This is a genomic window from Nocardia terpenica, from assembly GCF_013186535.1.
GTDB classification, from domain to species: Bacteria; Actinomycetota; Actinomycetes; order Mycobacteriales; family Mycobacteriaceae; genus Nocardia; species Nocardia terpenica.
The window spans coordinates 1,986,511-2,003,088 of the sequence record NZ_JABMCZ010000002.1 but is presented as its reverse complement, the minus strand read 5'-3'; the positions used below and the strand labels follow the sequence as shown (position 1 = coordinate 2,003,088).

Below are 16,578 nucleotides of genomic sequence, written 5' to 3'. Positions count from 1 at the left end.
CACATGAGCACCACAGGTAATCAGCACGAGCGACACTGGTTCAAGTCGTCCTACTCGCGGGATTCCTCCAGCTGTGTCTCGGTAAGTCTCGACTGGGTGAAGTCAACCTTCTCGCGGGACTCTTCCAACTGTGTACAGGTTCGCCAGAACGCCGATACGGTACTCATCCGCGATGACAAGTACATTGGCGAACCGACCGATGAGCCGATCATCGTTGTCCCAGTTGGCATCTGGAACGACTTCCTCTCGATCGTCGCCGACGAAGAAGTCGCCACCGGCACGATTGAGGGAATCCCCGAGATCATCCGGACGGTCGATGGCAGCACGACGCTGCGCGGATCCAACGGCCAGACGCTCACCTTCACCGCCGACGAATGGACTGCCTTTACAAAAGGAGTCCAGGCGGGAGAGTTCACTTCGACAGTGGCTGCCTAGCTGCCACTGTCGGGTGGCCTGACAGAGTTACCTCGTTCGGCGACTTGGCATGGCGATGGAATTCGAGGCAGTTGGTTCGGTTTGGCCACCCGCTGCCTAGATTTGAGCCGGAGATTCGCTTTCCGGCCCTCCTCATGGAGTGCTGTGGGTATGTTCCGTTGAGGAACGAGACGCTTGCGGTGAGGCTGGAGGGGCGTCTTACGCGGCCTGCGCCCCTGACCGCGATCGGGGAGGAGTCGAGGTGGGTTCGGAGGGCGAGTCTGCTTGGTTGCGTCGCAGTGCGGAGCTGGATTCGGCGCTGCGGGTCGGGGTATTGGTGCGTGAGTATCGTCTCGCGTTCGGGTTGAATCAGGCGGTTGTTGCGGCTGCGTTGGGGGTTACGCAGCAGTTCCTGAGCCAGGTGGAAACCGGGACGCGGAAGGTGACGTTGGAGCACCGTCGTGAGTTCGCGCGTGTTCTCGGGATTCCGCCGGAGGAGCTTGGGCTCGCGGGTCCTCGGCGGCGGAGCTCGGTGCCGGATGGGGCGACGGCGGCGGTGGCAGCAAGTAGGGGGCGGTGGCGGGTGCAGAGGCATTGGCTGAACCAGCATCGTGCTGAATTGGGGCAGCTTGCCGCACAGTGGTACGCAAGTGAGTATCGCGTACCCAGAACTTCGCTGATCGCTGGGGACGGGTGGTTGTCCAGGGAGCCAATGGATTTGGGCTTGGTGCGGCTACGTCTGCACGAGGGGCCGCAGCCGGTGCAGGTGACCGGCAGGGAAGCCGAAACATTGGCGGTCCGGCCGCTCCGAACACCCGAGGCTGCGTTCGCGAGCTACTCGTCGGCTGTGAAGCATCTGGATCCTCCACAGTTGTTCGAGTCGCGGCCGAGCTATCGCTACCTGGCCGGGACGCTGTCGTCGGGTGTGCTGGATTTCGGATTGGCGGCCTACTTCGACAAGCTCGATGTCTCGGAGGCGCTGGCTCACGAACTGGCTGCGGCATGTATGGATGCTGGAGCAGGCGAAGGGCCAGACCTGCAGGGGTGCTTGCCGTTTCGCGAGCTGGTGGGCGATCCGTTCGATCCGACTCGCCGGGCGGTGATTCCGGCGATCACGACGTTGACGATTCGACTGCGCCGCTATCCATCTGCGCCGTCATTTCTGCTGCATTGGCGTGATCCGGAGCGGGTCGCGACGGCCGCGGGTGTATATGACGTGATTCCTGCCGGTGAGTTTCAGCCGTCGAGTGTCGCCCTGTGGGATCGGCGTAACGATTTTTCGTTGTGGCGCAACATGACTCGGGAATTCGCGGAGGAGCTGCTGGGACAGCCCGAGCACGACGGCAGCCGCAGCGAGCCGGTCGACTACGAGCACTGGCCGCTCTACCTCCGGCTCGAATCAGCTCGGCGGGAAGGTCGGCTGAGTGCGTTCGTCCTCGGAATCGGGTTGGATGCGTTGACTCTGGCCGCGACGATCCTGACAGTGGTCGTGATCGACGACGAAGTATTCGGCGAGGTGTTCGGTGAGATCGTGCGATTCAACGAGGAGGGGGAGGTGGTGGCGACCGGTAGCGGGCGGGCCGCCGACGGAGTGCCGTTCACCGCCGCGGCGATCGATCGGCTGTTGGAGACCGAGCCGGTCGCCGCGCCCGGCGCGGCGTGCCTGGCGTTGGCGTGGCAGCATCGACACAGCTTGATCAGCTAGGTCCGACCTCGGGAGTACGGCGTGATGGGTGCCGGTATGCACAGTCCGACAGCGAGTGAACGCGAATGGATGGAGACACGCGCCTGGCTGCGCGACCACCGATCCGACCTCGATGATGCCGCCGCGCAGAGCTATCCGCGTGCAGTCCGGGTCGCCGAGACCCCACTACTGGCGCGCAAGGAGTGGATCCCCGTCACGCCGCTGCGCATCGACGATATCGCCCTCGAATGGTCGCCGACCGCGCCGATACCGCCTGTGCCGCTGGCGAGTCCGGTGCTGCCGATCGGTGATTCCGGCCGGGCGTACGCGAGCTACGCCGAGGCGGTCGGTTCGATCGCCGCCCCGTCGGTGTTCGAGAATCGCCCAACCTACCGGCTGCTGCACGCTGACCTCACGGGTGCCACGCCGACGATGAGGTTCAGTCTGGGCTGCTACTTCGACAGCATCAACGTGGGCGAGGCCGCTGCCCACGAGTTCGCGCTGCGACAGCGCGGCCAGGCAATCGACGCGGGGGTCCGGGCGGCGGTCGAGGACCCGTGCGACCCGGCTCAGCGCCCGGTCAATCTGGCTATCAGTACCTTGACGATCCGCCGCGAGCCGGACACGGGCGCGAAATCATTTCTGCTGCATTGGCGTGACCCGCGCAAGGTCGGCCACGCCGGTGGTATGTATCAGGTTGTGCCCGTGGGTATCTTCCAGCCTTCCGGCTACGCCGAGTGGAATATAGACCCGGATTTCTCGCTGTGGCGCAATATGATTCGCGAGTTCGCCGAGGAGCTGCGCGGCGACAGCGAAGACCATGGCAGCGAGCGCGCTCCCATCGACTACGACTCCTGGGACTTCGCGAACCGCCTGGAGCGGGCCCGCCGAGACGGGGCTCTCACGGCCTACTGCCTCGGGCTCGGGGTCGATCCGCTGAGCTTCGCCACAGATCTACTCACCGCGGTGGTCATCGACGCACCGGTGTTCGATTCCCTATTCGCCGCCTCGGCCACCAGTAACGCGGAAGGCCGTGTACTGGAATTGCAGCCCTTCACCAGCGAGCGGGTGCAGGAAATCCTCGCCGACCACCCCATTCAGGCTGCGGGAAGAGCGGTACTGCGACTGGCGACCGCAGCGACCACGCTCTGACCACAACTCGGTGTTGTACAGCACCGGGTTGTTAGCCGCACCCCCTGTGCTGGGGAGACGCTGGCGGTTGTGGAAGACATCGACAACAACCAGTCGCGCGAAACTGTTGCCGCCGAGCCATACCCGTGCCGCGCCCGGCTGAGGGAATCTCGTCGGACTGTGACCTTCCGGTGGGGCCGTCCCGAGGGCGGAGATAGCCGGTGATGGCGGGCGGGTACGACTGCGTCGTGGTGGGCGGCGGTGTGGCCGGGCTGATGACGGCGGCACGGCTGAGCGGCCAGGGTGCTGAGGTGGCGGTACTGGAACGGGATCTACTCGGGGCGGGAGCGACGACCCGCAATCACGGCATGGTGCACAGCGGAGCGCTGTACGCACGCTGGCATCCGGAGGTGATGTCGGCGTGCTCGCAGGCACAAGCCGCCTTCCGTAGTTCGTTCCCCGAGTGCATCTGCGAGATCGACACCTGCTGCTACTTCGGCACACCGGCCACCATGGGCGAGTACGCGACACGGTGGCGACGCCACGACGTGACTGCGCGCGAGGTCGATCCGCGACAGCTGGGCGAGTTGCTCACACTCACTGACCGGCCACCGGTCCAGGCTTTCATGGTCCGGGAACTGCTCATCGACACCCACGCACTCGTGACCGGCCTGGCTACGCGGTGCGCGGCGGGCGGAGTCGATCTACTCGTCGGCACACGAGTGTCGCGCGTTGTCGCCGCTGACGGTGCCGTGCGGGGTGTCGACACCGGCACCAAGTTCGTCGAAGCGGCGAATGTGGTGGTGTGCAACGGGATTGGTACACACAGCGTGCTCGAACAGTCGGCATCGCAGGTCACCGGCGAGCTGCGATCCCGGTTGGAGATGATGATGGCCTTTCCCGGAGAGATCCCCTGTGCGCTCATCGGCCTCGAGTTCGGGTGGCCCGCTCTGGCCCCGGCGGCGGCGGGCGGCGCGGTCCTGGCGTCTCGCTATGGTGCGCAGCAGCGGTTCGTGCGCGGCCCGGCTCGCTGGCCCGTCCCCACCGCCGACACCGTGGCACTGACCCAGGAGCTGTCGCAATGGTTGCGGCCCGGTCTGCTCGACGAGACCGCGGGGGTGGCATGGATGTGCAGCAAGACCGAGCACACCCGCGGCAGCGGTGATCAGTGGGGTACCGAACCGAACTACGCGGTCATCGACCACCGCGACCGCGACGGCGTCACTGGATGGTGGACGGTGCTGCCCGGCAAGATGACCCTCGCCCTGCATGCCTCGCGCACGGTTGCACAGGCGGTCACCGGCATCGACGCCCCCTTGGCCATGCCCGCCCGCCACGAGGGCAGCCCGGTCGATGTCGCCGAGTTCGTGGACGTGACGCCGTGGACGGCGCACCAGGAGGCGAGCGCTCGATGATTCCCCCGTTCACTGCCGCCGTACCCGACGACGAGATCGCCACCACGCTGGCTGCGGCCGAGCAGATTCTGCGGTCGGGTCAGCTGGTTCTCGGCGCCCATACCGAGGCCGTCGAGGCCGCTGTGGCCGCGCTGGCGGGCACACGGTATGCGATCGCGGTCAACTCCGGATCGACCGCGCTGGAAATCATCTACCGCACGTTGAACGTGCGCGGTCGGACAGTGCTGGTACCGGCGAACACCAACTACGCGACCGCCGCCGCTGCGCTGACGGCCGGTGCGCGCGTCGAGCTCTATGACGCGGGCCTGTACCCCGACCGCGCCGATCTCGAGCGGCGTCTCGACGGCGAGGTCGCCGCGGTGGTGATCGTCCATATCGGCGGCTACCTCTGCCCCGACCTGCCGCAGATCCTGCGGCTGTGCGACGAGGCCGGGGTGCCGGTGATCGAGGACGCCGCGCACGCGCACGGTTCCACCCTCGCCAGCCGCCCGGCTGGCGGGCTCGGGTACGCGGCGGCGTTCTCGCTGTTCGCCACCAAGGTCGTCACTACCGGTGAGGGCGGGGTGATCACCACCGACGACCCGGATTTGGATCGGTTGGCTCGGATGTACCGCAACCAGGGCAAGGATGCGGACGGTCGACACGTGGTGTGGGGTGGCAGCTGGCGGATGACCGAACTCGGCGCAGCGCTCGGGGCCGCCGAACTCAACCACCTCGACCGCGATCGGCAGCGGCGGCGCGTGGTGATCGACCGCTACACCGCCGCCCTGACAGATGTTGCCCTGCTCGAGTTTCCGAGCCTGGCCGGGCAGGTGAGCGGCCACAAAGCCATCGCCCTGCTCGACTCTGGTGTCGACCGGAAAGCCCTGCGCGACAAGGTCTGTGCGGAGGGGGTCGTCTTGGCGCAGGGCGTGTACGAGCAGCCGCTGCACCGTCAGCCCCTGTTCGGTGGCCTCAATGTCGGTGACGGTTTCCCGGGGGCCGACGATTTCGCGGCCCGCCACATCTGCCTGCCGCTGTGGCGGGCCATGACCAACGCGACCGTCGACCACGTGATCGACACCCTGCGCGTATCCCTCACGAGGTGAACCCTGATGGCCAACATCGTCATTCCCGGTGCGTCCGGATTCCTCGGCGTCAACCTGCTGCGCCGTATCCACACCGACCCAGCCTTTGCCGACCACGAACAGCTGGTATGCATCGACCCTCTGCAGTACGGGGTGCAGAAGATCCCCGCGCAGATCCTCAACAGCCCTCGGGTGCGGTTCGAGTGCTGCTCGATCTACACCCCCGGCACCCTGACACGGCTGGCAGGACCAGGTGACTTGGTGATCCATCTGGCCGCCGAGGTCAACACCGCCGCGCACCCCCAGACCGCAGTCCTCGACAACCCCCTGGGGTATCTCCAGGAACTGGTCGATGCGCGGATCGGGCGGCTGCTGTTCTTGTCTACCGCCGACGTCTACGGCGTCAACAACTCCGATGACCTAGCCGAAACCGACCCGATCCACCCGGTGAGCATCTACGCCGCAGCCAAGGCGGCGTTCGAGGCGTACCTGTCGGCATTCCACGCCCGCGAGGGCCTGCCCGTGATCGTGTTCCGACCGGTCACCATCTACGGCCCCGACCAGTATCCCGGCTGGCTGATCCCGGCCGCGATTACCCGCGCCCTGGCCGGGCAACCCATCCCCCTGTTCGGTGACGGGAGCGCGCGCCGCGACTGGATCCACGTCGAGGACGTGTGCGAACTACTCGCCGCCGCAGCGCTGTCCGGCCGCGACGACGTACATGGCCAGACCTTCAATATCGGCACCGGCGGTGAAGACACCACCCTCGGCGTCACCCGCTACATCGTCGACTCCATCGCCCACCCCGACGCCAGCATCGAGTTCGCGCCAGCCCGGCCCGCGGATCCACCTCGCCAGGTCACCACCGCGGTCAAGGCGCGCGCCGTCTTCGGCTGGGCACCGCACATCCCGCTGCGGGAGGGCCTGGACCGCACGATAGCCGCCTACCGGCAGCCGACCTCCGTCCAGGGGTGAAACACGATGTACGTGTTGGGAATTCACGGAACCTTCGGCCGCGCCGACCACGACGCCGCCGCCGTCTTGATCCACGACGACCGGATCGTCGCCGCCGCCGAGGAGGAACGGTTCCTGCGCTACAAACACGCCGTCGGGCTGATGCCCGACCACGCCATCCGCTACGTCCTCGCCGAAGCCGCGATCACCATCCACGACGTCGACGTGATCGCGTTCCCGCGCGCCACCTGGCACGACTTCCGGCCACGATTCGAGGCGTATCTGTGGTACCAGTTCGGGCACGTCCCGGCCATCGAATACATCGACCACCACCTCGCGCACGCTGCGTCGGCCTACCTGATCTCCGGGTTCGACGAATCGCTGGTGGTCACCGCCGACCAAGCCGGAGACGGCGTCTGCGCGGCGGTATTCCGCGGTGCCGCCGGGAAACTCACCCCCGTCGACACGGTCCCGTTTCCCGACTCGGTCGGCCTGTTCGTCGCAGCCATGACCCAATACCTCGGCTACCGCAGCCAGAACGACGAATACAAGGTCATGGGCCTGGCCGCCCACGGCACACCCTATCCACGCCAGCCGCTGCTCACGATCGACGCCGGGCACCCGCACCTGAACACCTCCCTGCTGCACCGGGAAGTGTTCCACCGGCACCCGCTGTTCCACACCGACCAGCTGCCGATGATCGCCGAGGACACCCTCCCCGGCTTTCCCCCGCGACGCCTTCCCGGCGGCCCGCTGCGGTCCGAGCACGCCGACATCGCCGCCACCACCCAGGCCGTCATCGAAACCGCAGTCCATGCCCTCGTCGAGCGACACCGCCGACCCGGCGACACCCACTTGTGCGTCGCCGGGGGCGTGATGGAGAACTCCGTCGCCGTCGGCAAGCTCGTCACCCACGCCGGGTTCACCGACATCTACGCCGCTCCCGCCTGCGGAGACGCTGGCACCGCCCTCGGCGCAGCCCTGGTAGTCGCCGCCGCCCACGGACACCGGCCTGCCCGGCTCGACGACACCCGCCTCGGCCCCGCCTACACCGACCAAGCCATCGACTCCGTACTCCGGGAATGCGGAATCGCCTACCGCCAGACCGACGACCCCGCCGCCAGCACCGCCGAACTCCTCGCCCGAGGCCACATCGTTGCCTGGTTCCAGGGGCGCATGGAATTCGGGCCCCGCGCGCTCGGAGCCCGGTCCCTGCTGGCCGACCCGTCCTCGGCTGTTATGCGCGACCGCGTCAACCGCATCAAACGACGCGAACAATTCCGCCCCTTCGGGCCCTCCGTCCTCGCCGAACACACTCCAGAACTGTTCGGCCACACCACTGTTCACGCACCCTTCATGTCGTTCACGCTACCCACCACCCATCCCGGCCCGATCGTGGCCGCCACCCACATCGACGGCACCAGCCGCCCCCAGACCGTTCCACCCCGCACCGGCATCTACAGGCAGCTGATCGAACACTTCCACCACCTCACCACCGTGCCCGCCATCCTGAACACCAGCCTGAACTCCGGCTGGGAACCGATCGTCGCCGACCCCGCCCAAGCCCTCGCGTTCTTCCACTCCAGCCCAGCCGACGCACTCGTGATCGGCACCCACATCGTCACCAAGCACCACCCCTGACCTCCATGGTCGGCTTGCCCGCGCACTACTTGCCAGCCACGAGTAGTACTGCGAGCGCGGTTTCGACCTGAACACCGACGTAGTGCAGTCTCACCGGGAGCGGAAACCGATGGATGACAACAGATGCCGAGCCTCCGACCTGGTCAGTGCCGCGTCGGAAGGCATCGGTTACAACAACTACGACGAGTTCGCGGACGGATACGCGTCCGACAACGAGAAAACGCCCTTCAACACTCTGTATGAACGGCCGGCGATCCTCGCTCTCGCTGGCGACGTGCGGGGGTGTCGAGTGCTCGACGCGGGTTGCGGCGCTGGTGGCCATGCCGCAGCGCTGATAGGTCGTGCCGCGGTGGTCACCGGAGTCGACCTCAGCACGAACATGCTCCGCATCGCGCGCCACCGAGTCGGCCCGGACGTCGCGCTGCACCACGCCGACCTCCGCGCCCCGCTACCGTTCGACGACCACGCGTTCGATCTGGTGCTGTCATCGCTGGTGATGCACTACCTCCCAGCATGGGAACCGACGCTCGACGAGTTCCACCGGCTACTCGTACCCCACGGCCGACTGGTCCTGTCCACCCGCCATCCCTTCGCAGATCAGCGGATCAACGGCACCGACGACTACTTCGGCACCTACGCCTTCACCGACACCTGGATCCGCAACGGCCGCCGGATGCCGATGCGGTTTTGGCACCGTCCACTACGAGCCATGCTCGCAGCCTTCCACTCCACAGGATTCATCGTCGACGACATCGCCGAGCCCGACCCGCAACCTGCAATGGCCAGCATCGACCCGATAACTTACCGAAGGCTCTCGCGCACACCGCAGTTCATCTTCTTCGCCCTCACCAGCCGATAAGGCCGACCGGGCAGATCACCCCGGGCGCAGCAGTCCCGGGGCCTCGAGCAACGCCCCGTTACCGGGCCGACGGTTGTCCGGCTCGGCTCCAATCGAACCCGAGTTCGCCCTTATCGGCGATGATCTGCTCCCACCAGCCGCGGTTCTCGGCATACCAGCGCACGGTCTCGGCGATGCCGGACTCGAATTCATGCACAGGCCGCCACCCCAGCCCCGTCTCCAGCTTCTCCGGATTGATGACGTAGCGGCGGTCGTGGTTCGGCCGGTCCGGGATGTGCTCGATCCACTGCACCGGATCCAGGCCGAGTTCGGTCACGATTCTGCGCGCGATGTCGAGGTTGGTGACCTCGCAGCGCGCGGAAATGTCGAAGATCGGCAGGAGACTCGGGTCGGTGGCCGCCACGACCGGGATCGGGTCCAGATCGGCGTGGAGGACCGTGTGCACCGCAGCACAGTGATCGGCCACATGCAGCCAGTCGCGGCTCTGCAACCCGTCTCCGTAGACCGGGACCTTCCGGCCGCGCAGCAGGTTCGTGATCGCCAGCGGAATCAGCTTCTCCGGCAACTGATACGCGCCATAGTTGTTGGCGCAGTGCGTCATCCGGATAGGCAGCTCCGGATAGGTCTGCATATAGGCGCGCACCATCTGGTCCCCGGCCGCTTTCGCCGCCGAGTACGGCGTCTTGGCGTTCAACGGGGATCGCTCGGTGAACCACTTGTCCCCGGCCGCCAGCTCGCCGTACACCTCGATCGTCGAGACATGCACATGCGCACGCACCGGCACCAGACGGCTGCACTCCGCCATCACCTGAGCTCCGAGGGCGTTGCTGCGCATGAACGCCGACGGCCCCAGGATCGCTCGATCGTTATGCGACTCGGCGGCGAAGTTCACCACGTAATCCGGCCGATACCGGCGATAGATCGCCTCCATCACCTCCAGGTCGGCGATATCGGCCTTCTCGAACACGATGCGGTCGATCACGGGATCCAGATTCGCCAGGTTGCCAGCGAACCCGATGTAGTCCACCGCCACCACCTCGGCATCCGGTTCCCATCCCAGCAGATGATGCACATAGTTCGCGCCGATGAAACCCGCGGCACCGGTCACGAGGTAGACGGACATGGGTGCCGATACTAGCCGAGACCAATCTAATGATGCTTCTAAAGATGCTGGTCTACGTCCGAGGTGACCGCACACGATGCAGTGCGCACACCGGAGAGTCTGTGATGTGGCCTGTGGCTGGGACAACAGGTCACCGCGCTGCCGTTCGAGCCGACGGGTCGTGTTGAGTTGTCGTCGCCATCCGGGGTGACGGCGAAGGCTGGCTGGCCGGGCGTCCGTGTCGTGGTGCTGATCGTTCGGTCAAGGAGGTCTAGAAAGGCGATCACGGACGTGCTGATGCTATCAATGCCTGACATCGCTCACCAGAGCCTGGCATGTCCGCGCGATCCGACCTACCCACCCACCGCCGAAAGACGGCATTACCTTCATAGAGCCCCCGTCCAGCTGGCCGATGGCCGACTGCGGCGGTCTACTTATCCTGATCAGTTGCGACCGGGTAAGGGCGGACTGATGCGGTCGGTGACGAGGAGAGCCACGCATAGGAGACCCGCGCAACCCATAGGGTCTACTCGATGCTGTGAATCTTCATTATCGCATTGACGATACTAGCGAAAATCTGTTGTGCCCAGCCTGGGAAATCATCTGCGCCTGCTGCGTCGAGAGCCTGCGTTGCCAGGTTCTCGGAGAGTCGTTCCGTCTCGGCACGCGCTCCTGTCGCTTCAAGGACTTCCTTTATCTCGTTCATCTGAACTTCGGAAAGGTCAGGACTTCCAACGTCCTTGAGTATGTCATTCTGCGCTGGCGTGGCCCTTTTCATTGCTATCGCGACTAGTGTGCTCAATCGCCGCTCTTGCAAGTCTTTTGGATATGCATCGATTGTGCTGGCATCTCCGAACACACCTTCCAGGTCATTCCGGAGGATATACGCCTCGCCGAGAGGTTCGCCGAACCGGGCCAGTGCCTGATCCAGGGACTTGCTGCCCCCGGCCAGTGCGGCGCCGAGTTGGAGTGGTGTCGCCGCCGCGTATCGCCCTTTCAGCCGAGCCACCGTGCGAGCCGAGTCAACCGATTGGGCGCTGCTGCCATGGGCCGACTCGAGAAGGTCAAGGTGCTGAGAAGCCCACACTTTGGTCAGTGCTCGCGTCCACACGTCTCTCGCATGGTTGGCCGCTTCGGTGGGAACGTCGAGCAATGCCTCGGCGAAGACATCGTGCGACCAGAAATACAGCAGATTTCCGAGCCATATGGCCACACTATGACCGAACTGCGACGCCCACCGCTGCGAAGCATGTAATGCCGCGTACTGTGCCCACGTTGAAGGCTGCCAGTCTCGCGTGGTACCGCCATCGACGATGTCATCGTGGATCAGTCCGCCACGGTGAAACAGTTCGGACGCGATAGCTACCCGGGCCGGAAGCCTGGATTCCGGATCTCCGCCTGCCATCAGCCAGGCGGTATACGTTAGCGTCGCCCTCTCACTTCTATGATGCCGCACCGTCAGGGAAATCAACTCGTCGACCGCCGATTGCATCGGATCACCGACCCCTTTGAGCATACATCCACGAGTTTCGAGTAATGCCCTTCTTTCCGGCTCCACCACTTCGGAATAGTAGCGTGCCACGATAAGACGAGCCTCGCTGTCGGCCAGCGGCTCGTAACTCCCACGCAACGGGTTGTCCACCTTTTCCCTCGTTCGATTTCAGCTTCGGACCGGACAATAACGGCCTAACATACAGTGCAAGACATATAAGCGCTGACCAAAGTCGCATCCGCCCTAATCAATTAATGATTTGCATTCCCTCCAGCCTCGATTTGCCGAGGGAATCGCCGAACGGACCCCCGCGAAAGGTCGTGAGTGGTCGGCAGAGCGTAGATGCGGGTGGTTTACGACCTCAGCGCTCGGGTCGCGCGGTCACCAGCGTTTGCGCGTGGTTCACGGGACCCGATCTCGAACACACGGTCACGCGCTCGGCACCGGAATCGCGAAGGGCGGCCAACCACCCGATGTGGCGGCGGATCTCTTCGTAGGATTCCCGTGACCCGAAATAATCCATCGGAACACGGAATACCGCAGCGATGTCTGTGACAGTCGATAGGGCGGGAGTGCGCTGGTCCCCCGACAGCAGCTGCGATAGGTGCTCGATGGTCACCGAGCCGCCACTCGCGCGGATCATGTCCACCACTTCGGCCTGAGAGAAAGGGCCTCGCCCTCGCGGATGGACGTTGTCGAAAAGGACGCGGAGCCTCTCGGCGAACGACGGGCCGTCCCCGGACGCCGAAGGCTCGACACCGCTCGGATTCCCCATGATCCATCTCCTCTGCTCAGACCTGCATTAGTTGATCGTGATCGGACCCAGCTCCCCTACAGGCGCGATGAAGGTGCGCGACTGGGCAGCACGACGTTCCTCGGGGATGGTTTCATCGCTCTCGCCAACTCTTGCTTCCAATCGGAAGCAGCGTAGTCGACCTGGGGGTAACCGGGCGAATCGGATACTTGGGTGGTCGAGCAAACGAGCATCGGGGATGAACAAGAACCCGATGTCGACCCCCGGCTGCAGCCTCGACCGGACCAGCGGGAAACTGGCTCGCCCGTCGGCGCACCGGCCCAGAACCGGACCGTCGCCTACTCGACGTGCGCGGGTGCGGGCCGCACTCGACAAAGCTGCAAGCGCGATGTCCGATGTCGGCCATTCTCGAGGAGTCCTTCCGGTGAAAGCACCTTGCTCACCGAAAGGAATTCACCATGCCCGAGCAGGAAAACGCCGTCACCCCGGCAGACTCTGCCGATGGGGTGACGCGCATCAACCGGCGTGACGACTTGCTGACCACCGTCGAAGTCGCAGAAGAGTACAAGTTCAATGTCGGCACTCTCCGGTACTGGCGGCACCGCGGCTACGGTCCGGCGTCTTTCGCCCGGGGCCGCAAGGTGGTCTACCGCCGCTGCGAAGTCGAAGCCTGGATCGCCGAGCAAGAACAGCTCACCCGGCGCGGCGGCACCACCGCCGCATGAATACCTTCTCGAATAACCAATATATTTCTAGAAATACCCGATAGAATCGGTGGTCGTGAAGCGACCCGACAAGCGGGATTGGTCCCGCGCCGACTTCGCGACCATGAACGCCGACCAGCGCAAGGAGGTGGCCCAGCAGATCACGGCCGAACGGAAAGCCCGCAACATCACCCAGGAGGATTTGGCACGGCTGGCCGATGTCCCAGCGAAAACCATCAGCAATCTCGAGACCGGGCGGACCCCGCACGCGGGGACGCTGCGCAAACTGGTCGACGCGCTCAGTGGCAGCCCACGTGGCAAGCCGACCGATGACAGCGCACTGCAGATGTTCACCGATGTCACCGCACCGATGTATCTGCGACTGTCCGAACACGGCAGAGCGCAAGCCTTGCGCGACATCGTGCTTCTGCTCGGCGCGGCACTGGATCGCGAACGAACAGACAGGCAGAAGGCGCAAGCGACCGAACGCCCTTGACGAAAAGAGCTGGCCCCCGCCGGTTTACCCCGCTGTTGGCGCAGCGGGCGACGGAGGCCAACGCCCCCACCACGACCAAAGGAGTAGGAGGCATGGTCCAGAATAGACGTGGTCGCCCCGAGTTGGATCCGGGTGATGTCCCGGAACCGAATCTGAAACCACATCCGACGAAACCAGGCGTATGGGAGGCATCGGGACGGCCCCGCGACTGGAACGGCAACTACCAGCGCATCTACCGGTCCTCGCCGCCGGAGACCGACAGCCGAGGCCGCGCCAAGCCGGACCGCTGCGGCGAACGCGCCCGCCGCGCCTACTTCGACGCCGCCCACGAGTGGATCGACTCGTCGGTCACCCTGGCCAGCAAACTGACCAAACGGTCCACCGTCGCGGAAGTGTGGGCCGCGTACAAGGACGATCTCCGCAAACGTGGACGGCTCGAAGAGACGATCAACAACTACGAGCCGATGATGCGCGACACCATCATCCCCCAATACGGACGCCGCGAGATCGGCCTCACCAACACTGCTGTCATCGAAGACATGCTCGACTACGTAGCCCGTGAGCGTGGTGGCAGCGCCCCGCGCATCCTGAAAGAGAACATCCTGTCCGGAATGTTCCGGTTCGCGATCCGGGTCGGCGCGCTCCCTCCGGGCAACCCGGTCCGGGAAGCGTTGCTACCCAAGCCCGGGAACTTCCAGCGTCGACGCGGTGGTTCCGCGTTCGTGGACTCCGCGACGGTCGAGCGCATCCTGATCGACGTGTACACCTCCGATGCCCCATGCCCCACACTCGACAAGCGAAAAGGCAAGGGAGCGTGGAAACAGCGAGTGCCTACGGTCGCGGAGTACTGCCAGACCTACGATGTCGCCGACTGGGTGGTGTTCGTCGCCGCCACCGGCTGGCGGCTCGGCCAAACACTCGGTGTCTGCGAATCCGACATCGACTTCGAGACCGGGATCGTCACCCCGCGCGGCGCGGTCCGTACCCGCGACGGCTCGGCACAGGTGTGGATCGACTACACCAGCGACGACGCCGAAGACATCCACCAAGGCAAGTTCGCGAGCAAGCCCGTCCAGCTGCCACGCGCGGTGCTGAACGTGCTGGCTGCACGTGTGCAGCGGTCGCAAGCGGTGCGGCAGGCTATCCGCAAGCGCCGGTTGAAGGCGGGTTTGCCGCCGCGGCCCAAGGATGCGGACTGGCCCGAGGATCTGCTGTTCTTCGATCTCGACGACGGTGGACCCCGCAACCTCAAGAGCATGCTTCATCGCTGGCGGCGGCTCGCCGCCGCCCTCGGGCTCCCCGCAGGGGTCACACCACACAGCTTGCGCAAGTACATCGGCACCGAAGGCATCACCGCCGGACTCGACGCCACCAAGGTCGCCGACCAACTAGGAAACACCTCACGCGTGCTACGCAAGGCGTATGTGCGCCGCTACCAGCCCCACGCCGACGTGACCGCACTCATCGGCGACAAGATCGGCCCCGCACTCGACGAAGTAGCCCGCCGCCGCTCCTGCTAGACCACCGCCCGGCGGGACGTTGCCTATATTCTTGACGACTAGATGGCAAACGACCGCAGGTCACGCAGTACCGTTGATGCCGTGACCTGCGGCCCACCCTTTAGTCAGCACATAGGTAACTCGCCGGGTACGCCCGAAACCGACCCCGCCCCCAACGCAGGACCTGCACAAAACACTTCCCCCTCCCAACCCGTATGGCCAAAAAACCCGGAGAGGCGGGTGGGCGTGCAGATCTTGGGGCCGGTGCGGCTCCTGATCGACGGCGTATCCGTACCCATCGGCGGCCCGAAGCCGCGGGCGCTGCTGGCCGCGCTGGCGGTGAATCGGCGGCGGGCGGTGTCGTCACAGGCGCTGGCCGACATCGTGTGGAACGAGGAGCCCCCGGACTCCTATCAGGCCAGCCTGCAGGTATTCGTCTCGAATATCCGCAAGACGCTGCGCACCTCGGGCGTGGACCCGGCCGCGGTGCTGCGCACCGAGTCCTCCGGATACCGGCTCGAGATCCCCGACGACGGCTGCGATCTGGGCCGCTTCGAGGCCGCCCGGCGCGCGGGCGCGGCCGCCGTCGAGGCCGGTGACCACGCGGGCGCGTCGCGCTGGTACGAGGCGGCGCTGGCGGAGTGGAGCGGCAAGGCCCTCGACGATCTGTCCGGCCTACAGTTCGCCGACACCTTCGCCACCGCCATGGGCGAGGAGCGACTGCTCGCCGCCTCGGCCCGCATCGATGCCGAAATCGCCTGCGGCCGAGCGTCTTCGGTGGTCGGCGAGCTGATCGCGATGACCACCGAGTTCCCGCTGCGGGAACCGCTGTGGGTGCAGCTGATCACCGCGCTGTATCTGTCGGGCCGCCAGGCCGACGCGCTGGAGGCGTGCCGCCGGGTGCGCACGGTGCTCGCCGACGAGCTCGGCATCGATCCCGGTCCGGCGCTGATCGAGTTGGAGAAGCGGGTGCTGCGGCAGGAGCCGCTCAACACCATGGAGATCGCACAGGCCGAGCGGATGGCCAAGGCGATGACCGAGACGGTGACCGAGGTGCCGCGCTCGGCCGCCGGCGGCCGGTTACGCACCGTCGACGGCCGGGTGCTGCCGATTCCCAAGGGCGGCTTGAAGATCGGTCGCATGACCGATAACGATCTGGTGCTCGACGATCCGAAGGTCAGCCGGTACCACGTGCACATCCTGCCGAGCCGGGCCGGGCTGATGATCAAGGACCTGCACTCGGCCAACGGCATCTATCTCGACGAGGAACCCATCGATAGCGGGGCCATGCTGGTGGACGGCGTCGTCATCCGCATCGGCGCGACGCTGCTGCGGTTCGAGGCCGACGCGTAACGGAATTGCCGAC

At 65.5% G+C, this 16,578-nt stretch carries 15 protein-coding genes; 12 read left to right on the top strand and 3 right to left on the bottom strand.

What is annotated here, in order from left to right; all coding sequences use genetic code 11:
• Nucleotides 1-3: 3 nt before the first annotated feature.
• The 8 genes from HPY32_RS21060 (at nt 4) to HPY32_RS21025 (ending at nt 9,165) form a co-directional block, all read left to right on the top strand.
• Complete coding sequence (locus tag HPY32_RS21060; protein ID WP_171982960.1) at nt 4-435, top strand: DUF397 domain-containing protein; 432 nt, start codon at nt 4-6, stop codon at nt 433-435.
• Nucleotides 436-676: 241 nt separating this feature from the next.
• Complete coding sequence (locus tag HPY32_RS21055) at nt 677-2,119, top strand: helix-turn-helix domain-containing protein (protein WP_082870627.1); 1,443 nt, start codon at nt 677-679, stop codon at nt 2,117-2,119.
• A gap of 36 nt (nt 2,120-2,155) precedes the next feature.
• A complete protein-coding gene (locus tag HPY32_RS21050; RefSeq protein ID WP_171982959.1) occupies nt 2,156-3,250 on the top strand; it encodes a transcriptional regulator in 1,095 nt (364 codons plus the stop codon).
• A gap of 203 nt (nt 3,251-3,453) precedes the next feature.
• A complete protein-coding gene (locus HPY32_RS21045) occupies nt 3,454-4,644 on the top strand; it encodes an NAD(P)/FAD-dependent oxidoreductase (RefSeq protein WP_067578720.1) in 1,191 nt (396 codons plus the stop codon).
• Nucleotides 4,641-5,732, top strand: coding sequence for a DegT/DnrJ/EryC1/StrS family aminotransferase (locus HPY32_RS21040; protein ID WP_067584611.1), 1,092 nt, complete (start codon nt 4,641-4,643; stop codon nt 5,730-5,732). Before HPY32_RS21045 ends, HPY32_RS21040 begins: the two co-directional genes overlap by 4 nt.
• 6 nt (nt 5,733-5,738) lie before the next feature.
• Entirely contained in the window at nt 5,739-6,686 is a 948-nt protein-coding gene (locus HPY32_RS21035; RefSeq protein WP_067578721.1) for an NAD-dependent epimerase/dehydratase family protein, read from the top strand.
• A gap of 15 nt (nt 6,687-6,701) precedes the next feature.
• Complete coding sequence (locus HPY32_RS21030) at nt 6,702-8,306, top strand: carbamoyltransferase family protein (protein WP_171982958.1); 1,605 nt, start codon at nt 6,702-6,704, stop codon at nt 8,304-8,306.
• 109 nt (nt 8,307-8,415) lie between these two features.
• The gene (locus HPY32_RS21025; RefSeq protein WP_082870629.1) at nt 8,416-9,165 is read left to right on the top strand and encodes a class I SAM-dependent methyltransferase; all 750 of its coding nucleotides are present in this window, start codon (nt 8,416-8,418) and stop codon (nt 9,163-9,165) included.
• Nucleotides 9,166-9,223: 58 nt separating this feature from the next.
• On the opposite strand, the gene HPY32_RS21020 is transcribed toward HPY32_RS21025, so the two are convergent.
• The 3 genes from HPY32_RS21020 to HPY32_RS21010 form a co-directional block, all read right to left on the bottom strand.
• Nucleotides 9,224-10,288, bottom strand: coding sequence for a dTDP-glucose 4,6-dehydratase (locus HPY32_RS21020; protein WP_067578724.1), 1,065 nt, complete (start codon nt 10,286-10,288; stop codon nt 9,224-9,226).
• 505 nt (nt 10,289-10,793) lie between these two features.
• Nucleotides 10,794-11,909, bottom strand: coding sequence for a polyprenyl synthetase family protein (locus HPY32_RS21015; protein WP_156673911.1), 1,116 nt, complete (start codon nt 11,907-11,909; stop codon nt 10,794-10,796).
• A gap of 211 nt (nt 11,910-12,120) precedes the next feature.
• The gene (locus HPY32_RS21010) at nt 12,121-12,534 is read right to left on the bottom strand and encodes a helix-turn-helix transcriptional regulator (RefSeq protein ID WP_067578726.1); all 414 of its coding nucleotides are present in this window, start codon (nt 12,532-12,534) and stop codon (nt 12,121-12,123) included.
• Between the two features lie 437 nt (nt 12,535-12,971).
• On the opposite strand from HPY32_RS21010, the gene HPY32_RS21005 reads away from it, so the two are divergent.
• The 4 genes from HPY32_RS21005 to HPY32_RS20990 all read left to right on the top strand — a co-directional run bounded on the left by HPY32_RS21005 (nt 12,972) and on the right by HPY32_RS20990 (nt 16,565).
• Complete coding sequence (locus HPY32_RS21005; RefSeq protein WP_082870631.1) at nt 12,972-13,238, top strand: helix-turn-helix transcriptional regulator; 267 nt, start codon at nt 12,972-12,974, stop codon at nt 13,236-13,238.
• A gap of 103 nt (nt 13,239-13,341) precedes the next feature.
• Nucleotides 13,342-13,713 (top strand): helix-turn-helix domain-containing protein, encoded by a 372-nt coding sequence (locus HPY32_RS21000; RefSeq protein ID WP_156673912.1) that lies wholly within the window; start codon nt 13,342-13,344, stop codon nt 13,711-13,713.
• A 92-nt stretch (nt 13,714-13,805) separates the two neighbouring features.
• Nucleotides 13,806-15,233, top strand: coding sequence for a site-specific integrase (locus HPY32_RS20995; protein ID WP_156673913.1), 1,428 nt, complete (start codon nt 13,806-13,808; stop codon nt 15,231-15,233).
• A 219-nt stretch (nt 15,234-15,452) separates the two neighbouring features.
• Complete coding sequence (locus HPY32_RS20990; protein WP_067578731.1) at nt 15,453-16,565, top strand: BTAD domain-containing putative transcriptional regulator; 1,113 nt, start codon at nt 15,453-15,455, stop codon at nt 16,563-16,565.
• The last annotated feature ends 13 nt before the right edge of the window (nt 16,566-16,578 follow it).